This window comes from Mycobacterium sp. AT1 (assembly GCF_002043095.1).
Lineage (GTDB): Bacteria > Actinomycetota > Actinomycetes > Mycobacteriales > Mycobacteriaceae > Mycobacterium.
This window is the reverse complement of record NZ_MVOC01000003.1, coordinates 61,179-73,757: the sequence shown is the minus strand read 5'-3', so window position 1 is coordinate 73,757 and position 12,579 is coordinate 61,179. Positions and strand designations below refer to the sequence as shown.

Below are 12,579 nucleotides of genomic sequence, written 5' to 3'. Positions count from 1 at the left end.
CGGGGGTGGCGGGGGTCTCGATGGGACCCGTTGCCGGTTCTGGTGACGACGCTGTTTCGCTCATGGTTCCGATCTTGGCCGCGATGGTGATGCGCCAATGAAGAATCGGCTATGAAAGCGCTATGAGCCGATCAGCGCGGCGGTTGCCCTGGCACCTGGGTCGTCGGCCCCTGCGGGGGCATCGGGAACTGCGGGAAGATGTTCGGCAGCGTGAACGTCGGCCCGTTCGGGATGACGATGCCGGGCCCCGGCCGCTCGAACTGACCACGCGGCATCGGCATGATCATCGGGCCCTGCTCGGTGCCTGCCGCGCTGCGGTCCGGCGTCGGCGCAGGGGCCGTTTCACGACCGAAGTAGAACCCGGAGCCGAACAACACGGCGACGATGACGAGCGACCCGGCGACGATGCCCACCCACGCCGCCACCTTGTTCAGACGACTTGGCTTGGCCGGCGGGGGCATCGGCTGCGGTCCCGGCCCTGGCGGCGGGTAGGCGTATCCCTGGGGCGGCTGCTGGTAGTGCCCTTCGGGAAGGACTGCGGTCTGCGGACCCGTCGCGGCGTCGCCGGGATAGTCGACTGGTTGGCTCATGAGGTCCATGATCGTCGTCCGTTCGAAGTTGGGTCGACCAATTCTTGCCGTGTTCCCTCGTGAATCCACTGTGGAGGTTTGCCGACTGCCGGTTGGGCAACCACCTACCGCATGGGACACCCGCAGAACGACCCGCCGGCGACACCCCGGGACGCCACCGAGACCACCGAGGAACAGCGCGAACTGCAAGATCACCTGGATGACCCGACGTCGGACCCGCAGGCGCCGGCCGGGCATCAGGATCGCCACCAGGTCGCCGACGAGACCTAACCGCTGACGGCCTCGATCGCCAGCAGGGTCGGGGCGAGTTCGGGACCGGCCACCCCGCGGTCGAAGTCGCCGCCGGGCATCATCTTGACGACGTGGTCGGCGCCGGCCTCCGGGAACGCGGGCTACGCAAGATGTCGATCCTGTCGGAGGCGATCGGCCACGAATTCCGCGACCGCGGGCTGGACGGCGTAATCGAGAACGCCTACGGCTTCAGCGGGTTCACCGCGTACTGGATCACCCGATACGGCGCATTGTCAGCCTGCGGCAACGTATTCCACTGACTGACGAACACCCGCAGTTCGTCGAGCGTCGAGCCGGGCGACAGGTAGCCGCCGTAGGGTTGGGCCAGCCGGTTGTCATCGGGAGACGGCAGGTCGTCGGCCTCGTCCGGCCAGGCTCCGGCCAGCACCACCGTCGTCACCGGGGCAATACCGAGTCCGGTCGGGTCGTTGGCGACCCGAACCTCCATGTTGCCGGTGCTCGCGTTGAAGTACGACAGCACCGTCTTGCCGTCGACCTGCCGAATGCTCGTCTCCCCCACGCGGTCTCCCCACAACGCCACGGGCGATTCGCCCCACGTCCCGCCCCCCGACCACGCCTGCCAGCTCGACCGGTCGGTGAACGCCTGCGGCGTCGCCCGGTAGAGCTCCACCGGTTCACTTCGGTCGAAGTCGTTGGCCACGATGTACACCCAGCCGCTCGGCGAGTCCGACGTGGGGATCGGATCGTAGTAACCGCTGATCTGCGACTGCCTGCCGCCTGCGAAGTTCGCCGGCCGCTGAGATCCCGGCACGGTCGCCCAATTGCCTTGATACGGAGTCGCTTTGACGAGTCTCGAGGTGGCGGGCACCAGATCCTTGGTGGTGGTCACCAACATGTAGTTCTCGCGGTTCACCTGCACGATTCCTGCGGGCAGTTGCGACGATCCCGGCGGAGTGGGATCAGCGAGCAGGGGCTTGTCGGTACCCGTGACGCCGTAATAGCGAACGCCGGTCGGGTCGTCCACCGAGTCCAGGTCGACGTGCAGCGCGATCGGTGAGAAGTGTTGACCGAAGGCGACACCCTGGCCCGCGAAGCTGTCCCCGCAGACCTGCAGTACTCCGCTGGGAAACTCCATGAACTCACAGAGGTCCGTGGCCCCGATGCCGTAATCGCTTGTCGGTGTGCCGGTTCCGGCCGTCGGACCGATGCGGACCACCTGGCCGGGCGCCATCGGTGGCAGTACGGGCCCAGGTGCGGGTGACGGCGGGTCGGCGTGCGCCGGAGCGGCGAGCAGCCCGACCGTCACCAACAGCACGCCGAACGTGGAGTTGACGCACGCCAGTCGGCGCCACGCCGCGACCAAAGTCCACACTCGGCGGCCGCCGGGTCAGAGTTCGGCGGCGAGCAGCTCGGCGATCTGAATGGTGTTGAGCGCAGCACCCTTTCGGAGGTTGTCGCCCGAGACGAACAACGCGAGGCCACGCCCATCGGGAGCGCCAGGATCCTGCCGAATGCGCCCGACCAGGGAGTCGTCGGCACCGGCGGCGGCCAGCGGCGTCGGCACGTCCACCAACTTCACCCCCGGTGCGGATGCCAGCAATTCCCTGGCCCGCTCCGGTGACAACGGCCGCTCGAACTCGACGTTGAGCGACAGCGAGTGCCCGGTGTACACCGGCACCCGCACACAGGTCCCGCTGACGAGCAGCTCGGGGATGCCGAGAATCTTGCGGCTCTCGAATCGCAGCTTCTGGTCCTCGTCGGTCTCGCCGGAACCGTCGTCGACCAGCGACCCCGCCAGCGGCAGGACGTTGAAGGCGATCGGTGCGACGTACTTGTTCGGGGCGGGGAACGTCAGCGCGGATCCGTCGTGGACCAGCTGCTCGCTGTCCTCGACGACGGCCCTGGCCTGGCTGAACAGCTCCTCGACACCGGCCAGCCCGCTGCCGGACACCGCCTGATACGTCGAGGCGATCATCCGCACCAGCCCGGCTTCGTCGTGCAAGACCTTCAGGACCGGCATCGCGGCCATGGTGGTGCAGTTGGGGTTGGCGATGATGCCCTTGGGCCTGTTCTTGGCGTCGCGGTCGAAGTTGACCTCGCTGACGACCAACGGAACCTCGGGGTCCTTGCGCCACGCCGACGAGTTGTCGACGACGACGGCGCCGGCGGCCGCGAACCGCGGCGCCTGAACCCGAGACATGGTGGCGCCTGCGGAGAACAGCGCGATGTCGAGACCCGACGGGTCGGCCGTCTCGGCGTCCTCGACCTCGATCTCCTGACCGCGGAACGTCAGCTTCTTGCCCTGCGAGCGAGCCGAGGCGAAGAACCGCACCGACGTGGCCGGAAAGTCGCGCTCCTCGAGCAGCTTTCGCATGACCTGGCCGACCTGCCCGGTCGCGCCGACGACTCCGATGCTCACCATGGTCAGATCCCGCTTCCCGCATACACGACGGCCTCTTCGTCGCCGCCCAGATTGAACGCCTCGTGCAACGCCATCACGGCCTTGTCCAACTCGGTGTCCTTGACCAGCACCGAGATTCGGATCTCCGAGGTCGAGATGAGGTCGATGTTCACGCCGACGGCGGCGAGTGCCTCGCAGAACGTCGCGGTGACGCCCGGGTGGCTGCGCATGCCTGCGCCGATCAGCGACACCTTGCCGATGTGATCGTCGTAGAGCACTGAGGTGAAACCGATTTCGCCCTGCAGCGACGCGAGCTTCTCGACGGCTGCCGGGCCGTTGTCCCGCGCGCAGGTGAACGTGATGTCGGTCTTGCCGTCTTCGATCTTGCTGATGTTCTGCAGCACCATGTCGATGTTCACGTCGGCGTCGGCGACGGCGCGGAACACCTTGGCCGCGTAGCCAGGAACGTCGGGCAACCCGACGACGGTCACCTTCGCCTCACCACGATCGTGGGCAACTCCGGTCAGGATCGCGTCTTCCATCGGGATGTCCTCCATCGATCCTTTGACGAGCGTGCCCGCCTTGTCTGAGTACGACGACCTGACGTGTATCGGAACGTCGTAGCGCCGGGCGTATTCCACGCACCGCAACATGAGCACCTTCGCCCCGCAGGCCGCCATCTCGAGCATTTCCTCGAAGCTGACGGTGGACAGGTGCCTGGCGTTGGGCACGATCCGCGGGTCGGCGGTGAAGATGCCGTCCACGTCGGTGTAGATCTCGCACACGTCGGCGTGCAACGCGGCCGCCAGCGCGACGGCGGTGGTGTCCGAACCGCCACGGCCGAGCGTGGTGACGTCCTTGCTGTCCTGGCTGACGCCCTGGAAGCCGGCGACCAACACGATCAGTCCCTCGTCGAGAGCGCTGCGGAGCCTGCCCGGCGTGACGTCGATGATCTTGGCGTTGCCGTGCGTCCCGGTGGTGATGACGCCGGCCTGCGATCCCGTGAAGGACCGTGCCTCGGCGCCGAGCGAGGAGATGGCCATCGCGACCAGCGCGTTGGAGATCCGCTCCCCGGAGGTCAGCAGCATGTCCATTTCGCGCGGGGGCGGCGCGGGGTTGACCTGGCGGGCCAGGTCGAGCAGATCGTCGGTGGTGTCACCCATGGCCGAGACCACGACGACGACGTCGTTGCCCGCCTTCTTGGTCTCGACGATGCGCTCGGCGACCCGGCGAATCCGATCGGCGTCTGACACCGAGGATCCGCCGTACTTCTGTACGACGAGCGCCACTGTTCGCCTTTCCGTTCACGCGTGAGTCGCATACAGGATAAGGGGTCTGCCCACCGGGTTTTTCCGTCCCGTCCGGCGGTAGCGTTCGGACGCGTGACCAACAGACGTGCCGACACCCGCGTACCGATCCACGAGCCCATCGCCGCACGCTGGAGTCCACGGGCCTTCGATCCCGATGCGACGGTCACCGGCGAGCAGGTGACGGCCGTCCTCGAGGCCGCCCGCTGGGCGGCGACCTGGGGAGGTCGGCAGCCGGTCCGGTTCGTGGTGGGGCTGCGCGGCGACGAGACGTTCGACGCGCTGATGGCGACCCTCAAACGCGGCAACTCGTATGCGGCGGCCGCGGGCGCCTTGCTCCTGATCTGCGCCGACGAGGGGCCCGACGAGAACACGGCGTTCTACTCCGCGGTCGACGCCGGCGCTGCGATGGCAAATGCCAGCGTCGAGGCGGTCGCCCGGGGGCTGGTCGCCCATCCGATGGCGGGGTTCGACGCCGACGCCGCGCGCGCCGCCTTCGGCGTGCCAGACGAGGTCAGGCCGGTGGCGGTGCTGGCATTGGGGACGCTCGGCGACTATTCGACGGCGGACCAGGCGGTCGTCGAGCGGGACTCGAAGCCCCGCGAGCGGCTGCCGCTGGAGCAGGTGGCCTACGCCGTCAGGTGGGGCGCCGCGTTCACGACGTGCACGTCTTCGTCAGCTGGGTGACCTGCGCTTCGAACTGGTCGTTGAACGCGGCGACGATCATCGCCGACGCGGGGGCCACGGCGCCCGGTGCGGTGCGCGCGCTTTGGGCGTCGAAGTCGAGACGGGCCCGGACCAGCCGATCGGCGGTCTCCGCGGTCTCCTTGGCCGGGCCTGCCAGCTCGGGGGCGGTGACCTTCGCCGCCCGATCGGTGAGCCCGTCGACCCACGCCCGGTAGTCGAGTTCACTCGGATCGGTTGCCGCTTCCGACGATCCGGGTTCGGGGACGTGGGTCTTGGCGTTGAGTGCGTCGATCTCGGATTTGTTGAACGCCAACATTTCTCGCACCGGAGCACAGTCGGACGATGACGGGCCGCGAAAGAACATCCACCAGATGGCACTCCCGATGAGAACGGCTACCACCACCACGACCGTCGTCAGCGGCCTCACGCGTTTCACGTATTGATGCTGGCACAGGTGCGCGGCGGGATATCGCCAAGGACGTTTAACGTCAGCGAAACCTCACAGGTAAGTCCACGTAACAGAAACATCGTTCACTGCCAGTGATCGGCCTCGAGGGGGCCGCACCACTGATGGAGAAGGTACCGATGGATGTAGTTGACACCGGCACCACGGCATTCATGCTGTGTTGCATCATCGGCCTCACGCTGATGATCCCCGGGCTTGCGCTGTTCTACGGCGGCATGGTCTCGGTGAAGAGCTCGACCAACATGATGATGATGACCTTCGGTGCCGTCGCCGTCGTCGGCGTCCTCTGGGTGCTGTTCGGCTTCTCGATGGTCTTCGGCACCAGCTACGGCGGCTTCGTCGGCAGCTTTACCGAATTCGCCGGGATGAAGGATCTGCTCGAGTCGCAGACGACCATCTCCGGACTGCAAGTCAGCCTGTTCGCCCTGTTCCAGGCGCTCTTCGCGGCCATCACCGTCGCCCTGATCTCGGGTGCGGTCGCCGACCGGATGAAGTTCGGCGCATGGATGGTGTTCGCCGTGTTCTGGGCCGTGCTGGTGTACTTCCCCGTCGCGCACTGGGTGTTCGCCTTCGACGGCGTGGTCACCGAGGACTCCGTCGGCGGCTGGATCGCCAACAGCCTCAAGGCAATCGACTTCGCCGGTGGTACCGCCGTGCACATCAACGCAGGCGCCGCGGCGCTCGCCGTGGCGATCGTGCTCGGCAAGTCCGCGATGTTCGGTCAGCTGCGCAAGCCGCACAACGTGCCGCTGACGCTGCTGGGCGCAGGCCTGCTGTGGGCCGGTTGGTATGCGTTCAACGGCGGTTCGGCCCTGGCCGCGGGCAACTCGGCCGCGATCGTCATGGTCACCACGTTCGTCGCCACCTGCGCCGCCACCCTGGCCTGGCTGGCCGTCGAGAAGATCAAGGACGGCCACGTCACCGGCGTCGGCGCGGCGTCCGGCGCCATCACCGGCCTGGTCGCCATCACCCCCGCCTGTGGTGCGGTCACCCCGATCGGCGCGATCGCGGTCGGCGCCATCGCCGGCGCGGTCTGCGTGTACGCCGTCGGCCTCAAGGAGCGCTTCGGCTACGACGACTCGCTCGACGTGGTCGGCGTGCACCTCGTCGGCGGCGTCATCGGCACCGTGCTGATCGGCTTCTTCGCCAGCGCGAGCATGCCCAACGCCACCGACGGCGTCTTCTACGGCGGCGGCTTCAGCCAGCTGTGGAAGCAGATCATCGCCGCGGGCGCGGTGATGGCCTACTCGTTCGTGGTCGCCTTCGCGATCGCGTTCGTGATCAAGAAGACGATGGGCATCCGCATCTCGCCCGAGGACGAGGAAAGCGGCATCGACGCCAAGTTGCACCGCGACGCGGCGTACGAGTTGCAAACCCTTTAGAGACTGGCCCTGGTCGGCGCGATTCGCCCCGCGCCGACCGGGGCCTCTTTGGTGTTTTGGAGAAGTGGCCTCGCGGAGTAGAGTGACCGACGTGCAGCGGTCGCTCCTTCTCGGACGCCGCGGCGGGGTCTGATCCAGACTGGCTTCCCGTCGCGGGTCGTCTTGATGCGCCGGTCTGAATTTCTTCCAGACACCAACCGGAGCGAGAACCGTGAACAATCCCAACCCCCATTCGATCGACGCCTACGTCTCGGCGCGCACCATCAGCACCCCCGCCGGCGACCGCAATCCCGGTCAGCCCGCCTGGAACACTCAGCGCGGCACGTCGATGCCGGTCAGCAGGTACCGCCCCTTCGCCGCTGAAGTAGAGCCCGTCACGCTGCCCGACCGCACGTGGCCGGACAAGGTCGTCGAGACCGCGCCGATGTGGTGCGCGGTCGACCTGCGTGACGGCAACCAGGCGCTGATCGACCCGATGAGCCCGGAACGCAAGCGGCGCATGTTCGACCTGCTTGTCCGCATGGGCTACAAGGAGATCGAGGTCGGCTTCCCGTCGGCCAGCCAGACCGACTTCGACTTCGTCCGCGAAATCATCACCGACGGCGCGATTCCCGACGACGTGACGATCCAGGTGCTGACGCAGTGCCGGGCCGAACTGATCGAGCGGACGTTCGAGGCCTGCGCGGGCGCCCCCAAGGCGATCGTGCACTTCTACAACTCGACGTCGATCCTGCAGCGCCGCGTGGTGTTCCGCGCCGACCGTGAGGCCGTCAAGAAGATCGCCACCGACGGCGCCAAGATGTGCGTCGCCGAAGCCGCGAAACACGGGCAAACGCAATGGCGTTTCGAGTACTCCCCCGAGTCCTACACGGGCACCGAACTGGAGTACGCCAAAGAGGTGTGCGACGCGGTGTCGGAGATCGTCGGGGCCACGCCCGAGGCTCCGCTGATCGTCAACCTGCCCGCCACCGTCGAGATGGCCACCCCCAACGTCTACGCCGACTCGATCGAGTGGATGAGCCGCAACCTGGCTCGCCGCGACTCGATCATTCTGAGCCTGCACCCGCACAACGACCGCGGAACTGCCGTCGCCGCAGCCGAATTGGGCTACCAGGCCGGCGCCGACCGCATCGAGGGCTGCCTGTTCGGCAACGGTGAGCGCACCGGCAACGTCTGCCTGGTGACCCTGGGACTGAACCTGTTCAGCCGCGGCGTCGACCCGCAGGTCGACTTCTCCAACATCGACGAGATCCGCCGCACGGTCGAGTACTGCAACCAGCTGCCGGTGCACGAGCGGCACCCCTATGGCGGCGATCTGGTCTACACGGCGTTCTCCGGCAGCCATCAGGACGCCATCAACAAGGGCCTGGACGCGATGAAGGTCGACGCCGACGCGACGGGCTCCGACGTTGGCGACATCCTGTGGCAGGTGCCGTATCTGCCCATCGACCCGAAGGACGTCGGGCGCACCTACGAAGCCGTCATCCGGGTGAACTCCCAGTCCGGCAAGGGTGGCGTGGCCTACATCATGAAGGCCGACCACGGGCTGGCGCTGCCGCGACGGCTGCAGATCGAGTTCAGCCAGGCCATCCAGAAGATCACCGACGGTGAGGGCGGCGAGGTGTCGCCCAAGGAGATGTGGGACGTCTTCGCAGACGAATACCTGGCCCCCATCACGCCTTTGGAGCGCATCCGGCAGAAGGTCGACGCCGCAGAAGAAGACGGCGGCACCGACACGATCACGGCGACGGTGAAGGTCGACGGCGTCGAGCGCGAGATCGTCGGCGCGGGCAACGGCCCGCTCGCGGCGTTCGTGGACGCGCTGTCGACCGTCGGCTACGACGTCAGCGTGCTCGACTACTCCGAGCATGCCCTGTCGGCAGGCGAAGAAGCCCAGGCCGCGGCCTACGTCGAGGCGTCGGTCGGCGGCAAGACCGTGTGGGGGGTCGGCATCGCGACGTCCATCACGACGGCGTCCTTGCGTGCGGTCGTGTCCGCAGTGAACCGGGCGGCGCGCGGCTAAACTAACGTCGGCGTCAAGACGTGGCGCCAGGGACGTATGAGGAGCCGTCATGGACTGGGGTTCGACGTGGGATTTCTTGTGGCACTTCCTGATCATCTTCGCGTGGATCGCGTACCTGCTGGTGCTCTTCCAGATCCTCACGGACCTGTTCTGGCGTGACCACCAGACATCGGGCTTCGTAAAGGCGCTCTGGGTCGTCTTCCTTTTCGTCATTCCATGGTTCGCAGCGTTGATCTATCTGATCGCGCGTGGCAAGGGCATGTCGGTGCGGGCCCACGAAGCGGCGGTGGCGGCCAAGCGGCAGACCGACGACTACATCAAGCAGGCCGCCGGACGCTCGCCTGCCGAGGAGATCGCGCACGCCAAGGAGCTGCTGGACGCCGGAACGATCACCCAGGGCGAATACGAATCACTCAAGGCCAAGGCTCTGGCGTAGGCCGCCCGACCTCAGAACAGGGTGAACTGATCGCCCCGGAGCGTGGGGTCGGTGAACTGTTCGATCCCCGTGCCGCCGACGACGTGCTCGATCAGCGCCGTGAACGTCGCGTCGTCGACCAGTGGAATGCCCATCTCGCGGGCCTGGTAGCCCCGGCCCTGATCGGGGTCAGCGTCGTTGCACACCACCAACGACGTCTGCTGGTCGACGATGTCGGCGTATGACAGTCCGGCGTGCAGCATCCGTTCGATGAGTTCCTCGTAGGTGTGGGTGACCTCGGCCGACAAGGCCACCCGCATGCCCTGCACCAGCGGCCTGCCCGCGACGAAGCGGCCGGGGTTCTGGAAGTCGCCAGGCAGCCGGGCCGCGAGCGTCCGCAGTGGCAGCAGCTCGTCGTGGGTGACCTGACCGTTGGGCCACGTGCGGCGCGCCACCGGCCGGACCGGCAGCCACGCGTTGCGCTCATGGGCGCCCGCGAGTGAGGGCTTGAGGATCTGGGCCAGCACCATGGCGTCGTCGAGGGCGTCGTGGGGACGCATCTGGGTGACGCCCCAGTGCGCGGCCAGCGTCTCGAGCCGCAGGTTCTCGACGCCGAGGTTGAGCCTGCGGGCCAACTCGACAGTGCACATCACGGTGTCGACCGGCAGCTCGGCACCCACCAGCTCCGCCTCGTTGGCCAGGAACGAGTAGTCGAAGCCGACGTTGTGCGCCACCAGCGTCCGACCCTCGAGGACCGCGTTGAGCTCGCCGACGACCTCGGCGAAGGTCGGCTGGCCCTGCAGCATCTCGGTGGTCAACCCGTGGACGTGGGTGGGGCCGGGGTCGACGCCCGGATTGAGCAGGCTGGCGAAGCTGCCCTCGACGTTGCCGTCGTCGCCGAGTGCCAGCGCGGCCACACTGACGACGCGAGCCTGACGCGGATGGAAGCCCGTCGTCTCGACGTCGACGACGGCCCAGCCCGCACCGGGCTCGGAGGCCGGTCGGCCGAACGTTTGGCTCACGATTCGAGGATGGCACGGGTCGCCGACAAGGCCCGACCGAGACGCCGCGTGTCGCCAGCCGACTTTGGCCCTTTTAGACTGCCGGGGATGGTCACCACTCGGGGTCGAATCGCGCTGGGTGCCGGGTCTGCCGCGCGCTGGGCGTCGCGGGTCACCGGGCGTGGCGCCGGCGCGATGATCGGCGGCCTGGTGTCGATGGCCCTGGACAAGTCGATCCTCGGCCAACTCGGCACCGGACGCAGCTCCGTCGTCGTGACCGGCACGAACGGCAAGTCGACGACCACCAGGATGACGGCCGCCGCGCTCGCCACCATGGGTCCCGTCGCCACCAACGCCGAAGGCGCCAACATGGACGCCGGGCTGATCGCGGCGCTGGCCGGCGACCGCACGGCCAAGCTCGCGGCACTCGAAGTCGACGAGATGCACGTGCCACACGTCCTCGACGCGGTGCCCGCCGCGGTGGTCGTCCTCCTCAATTTGTCCCGCGACCAGCTCGACCGCGTGGGTGAGATCAACCACATCGAGCGGACGCTGCGTGGCGGGCTGGCCCGACACGGCGACGCCGTCGTCGTGGCCAACTGCGACGACGTGCTCATGACGTCGGCGGCCTACGACAGCCCGAACGTGGTGTGGGTGGCCGCCGGCGGAACCTGGGCCAACGACTCGGTCAGCTGTCCCCGCAGCGGCGAGGTCATCGTGCGCGAGGAGTCGCACTGGTACTCGACGGGCACCGACTTCAAACGGCCGACGCCGCACTGGTGGTACGACGACACCCACGTCCACGGCCCCGACGGGCTGACCCTGCCGATGACGCTGGCCCTGCCCGGTGACGTCAACCGGGGCAACGCCACGCAGGCGATCGCGGCGGCCGTCACCCTTGGTGCCGATCCCGCCAAGGCCGTCGCCGCGGTGTCCGGCGTCGACGAGGTCGCGGGCCGCTACCGCACCGTGAAGCTGGGTGAGCACACCGTGCGGGTGCTACTCGCCAAGAATCCGGCGGGCTGGCACGAGGCGCTGTCGATGGTCGACAAACACGGTGCGGGCGTAGTGATCTCGGTCAACGGACAGGTCCCCGACGGCGAGGACCTGTCGTGGCTGTGGGACGTCCGGTTCGAACACTTCGACGACACCACGGTCGTCGCGGCGGGTGAGCGCGGCACCGATCTGGCCGTGCGACTGGGCTACGCCGGCGTCGACCACACTCTGGTGCACGACACCGTGAAGGCAATCGCGTCGTGCCCACCCGGTCACGTCGAGGTGATCGCCAACTACACCGCGTTCCTCCAACTCAACCGGCGGCTGCCTCGTGAGTGAATCCACTGTTCGGATCGGGCTGGTGCTGCCCGACGTCATGGGCACCTACGGCGACGGCGGCAACGCGGTCGTGCTGCGAGAGAGGTTGCGGCTGAGGGGGGTCGACGCCGAGGTCGTCGAAATCACGCTGGCCGATCCGGTGCCCGACTCGCTCGACCTCTACACCCTCGGCGGCGCGGAGGACTACGCCCAGCGGTTGGCCACCAAGCACTTGATCCAGTACCCCGGCCTGCAGCGGGCCGCCGAACGGGGTGCCCCGGTGCTGGCGATCTGCGCAGCGATCCAGGTGCTCGGGCACTGGTACGAGACGTCGTCCGGTGAGCGGGTGGACGGCGTCGGCGTGCTTGACGTGACGACGTCGCCGCAGCCCGCGAGGACCATCGGCGAAGTGGTCTCACAACCGCTGGTGGCGGGTCTCGACCAACGCCTGACCGGGTTCGAAAACCACCGCGGCGGAACGGTTTTGGGACCCGAAGCCGAACCGCTGGCCAGGGTGATCAGCGGGGCAGGCAACCGCGAGGGTGACGGATTCGACGGCGCGGTGCAGGGCAGCATCGTCGCGACGTACTTGCATGGTCCGTGCCTGGCCCGCAACCCTCAGCTGGCTGACCATCTGCTCTCGAAGGTCGTCGGCGAGCTCGCACCAATCCAACTGGCCGAGGTGGACCAGTTGCGTCGCGAACGTCTCGCGGCTCCGCGCCGCGCTTAGGGTCGCCACCC

General features: G+C 67.7%; 13 protein-coding genes. 7 read left to right on the top strand and 6 right to left on the bottom strand.

The annotated features are described in order from the left end of the window. Positions 1-131: 131 nt before the first annotated feature. Positions 132-590, bottom strand: a complete 459-nt coding sequence (locus B1790_RS01575) for a hypothetical protein (RefSeq protein ID WP_142270958.1) — start codon at positions 588-590, stop codon at positions 132-134. Between the two features lie 78 nt (positions 591-668). On the opposite strand from B1790_RS01575, the gene B1790_RS34040 reads away from it, so the two are divergent. Further along, positions 669-860, top strand: a complete 192-nt coding sequence (locus tag B1790_RS34040) for a hypothetical protein (protein WP_142270957.1) — start codon at positions 669-671, stop codon at positions 858-860. 202 nt (positions 861-1,062) lie between these two features. On the opposite strand, the gene B1790_RS01570 is transcribed toward B1790_RS34040, so the two are convergent. The 3 genes from B1790_RS01570 to B1790_RS01560 form a co-directional block, all read right to left on the bottom strand. After that, a complete protein-coding gene (locus tag B1790_RS01570; RefSeq protein WP_369832267.1) occupies positions 1,063-2,151 on the bottom strand; it encodes a DUF4185 domain-containing protein in 1,089 nt (362 codons plus the stop codon). Between the two features lie 78 nt (positions 2,152-2,229). Next, the gene (locus tag B1790_RS01565; RefSeq protein WP_079921378.1) at positions 2,230-3,264 is read right to left on the bottom strand and encodes an aspartate-semialdehyde dehydrogenase; all 1,035 of its coding nucleotides are present in this window, start codon (positions 3,262-3,264) and stop codon (positions 2,230-2,232) included. A gap of 2 nt (positions 3,265-3,266) precedes the next feature. Further along, the gene (locus B1790_RS01560; protein ID WP_056552554.1) at positions 3,267-4,532 is read right to left on the bottom strand and encodes an aspartate kinase; all 1,266 of its coding nucleotides are present in this window, start codon (positions 4,530-4,532) and stop codon (positions 3,267-3,269) included. Positions 4,533-4,625: 93 nt separating this feature from the next. Between B1790_RS01560 and B1790_RS01555 the strand changes: the two genes are divergently transcribed. Then, the gene (locus B1790_RS01555) at positions 4,626-5,237 is read left to right on the top strand and encodes a nitroreductase family protein (RefSeq protein WP_079921377.1); all 612 of its coding nucleotides are present in this window, start codon (positions 4,626-4,628) and stop codon (positions 5,235-5,237) included. On the opposite strand, the gene B1790_RS01550 is transcribed toward B1790_RS01555, so the two are convergent. After that, positions 5,206-5,673: a hypothetical protein gene (locus tag B1790_RS01550; protein ID WP_142270956.1), complete on the bottom strand. Its 468-nt coding sequence runs from the start codon at positions 5,671-5,673 to the stop codon at positions 5,206-5,208. The two genes, B1790_RS01555 and B1790_RS01550, sit on opposite strands and share 32 nt — an antisense overlap. Positions 5,674-5,822: 149 nt before the next feature. Between B1790_RS01550 and B1790_RS01545 the strand changes: the two genes are divergently transcribed. The 3 genes from B1790_RS01545 to B1790_RS01535 all read left to right on the top strand — a co-directional run bounded on the left by B1790_RS01545 (position 5,823) and on the right by B1790_RS01535 (position 9,544). Continuing rightward, positions 5,823-7,085 carry an ammonium transporter gene (locus B1790_RS01545; protein ID WP_079921389.1) on the top strand — a complete coding sequence of 421 codons (1,263 nt, stop codon included), beginning with the start codon at positions 5,823-5,825 and terminating at the stop codon, positions 7,083-7,085. Between the two features lie 211 nt (positions 7,086-7,296). Then, on the top strand, positions 7,297-9,108 hold the full coding sequence (gene leuA, locus B1790_RS01540) for a 2-isopropylmalate synthase (RefSeq protein WP_079921375.1): 1,812 nt from the start codon (positions 7,297-7,299) through the stop codon (positions 9,106-9,108). 49 nt (positions 9,109-9,157) lie between these two features. Continuing rightward, positions 9,158-9,544, top strand: a complete 387-nt coding sequence (locus B1790_RS01535; protein WP_079921374.1) for an SHOCT domain-containing protein — start codon at positions 9,158-9,160, stop codon at positions 9,542-9,544. A gap of 11 nt (positions 9,545-9,555) precedes the next feature. Here the strand turns inward: B1790_RS01535 and B1790_RS01530 are convergent, their stop codons facing one another. Further along, the gene (locus B1790_RS01530; protein WP_079921388.1) at positions 9,556-10,548 is read right to left on the bottom strand and encodes a DEDDh family exonuclease; all 993 of its coding nucleotides are present in this window, start codon (positions 10,546-10,548) and stop codon (positions 9,556-9,558) included. A gap of 84 nt (positions 10,549-10,632) precedes the next feature. Here B1790_RS01530 and B1790_RS01525 point away from each other — a divergent pair, with 84 nt between their 5' ends. Together B1790_RS01525 and B1790_RS01520 are read left to right on the top strand one after the other, a co-directional pair. Next, positions 10,633-11,859, top strand: a complete 1,227-nt coding sequence (locus B1790_RS01525) for a Mur ligase family protein (protein WP_079921373.1) — start codon at positions 10,633-10,635, stop codon at positions 11,857-11,859. Then, positions 11,852-12,568: a type 1 glutamine amidotransferase gene (locus B1790_RS01520; RefSeq protein WP_079921372.1), complete on the top strand. Its 717-nt coding sequence runs from the start codon at positions 11,852-11,854 to the stop codon at positions 12,566-12,568. Before B1790_RS01525 ends, B1790_RS01520 begins: the two co-directional genes overlap by 8 nt. Positions 12,569-12,579 lie beyond the last annotated feature (11 nt).

Excerpts from the sequence above, each read along its gene's own strand:
- B1790_RS01575 (WP_142270958.1), bottom strand. The coding sequence starts at position 590 with ATGAGCCAACCAGTCGACTATCCCGGCGACGCCGCGACGGGTCCGCAG.
- B1790_RS01535 (WP_079921374.1), top strand. The coding sequence starts at position 9,158 with ATGGACTGGGGTTCGACGTGGGATTTCTTGTGGCACTTCCTGATCATC.
- B1790_RS01545 (WP_079921389.1), top strand. The coding sequence starts at position 5,823 with ATGGATGTAGTTGACACCGGCACCACGGCATTCATGCTGTGTTGCATC.
- B1790_RS01525 (WP_079921373.1), top strand. The coding sequence starts at position 10,633 with ATGGTCACCACTCGGGGTCGAATCGCGCTGGGTGCCGGGTCTGCCGCG.
- B1790_RS01565 (WP_079921378.1), bottom strand. The coding sequence starts at position 3,264 with ATGGTGAGCATCGGAGTCGTCGGCGCGACCGGGCAGGTCGGCCAGGTC.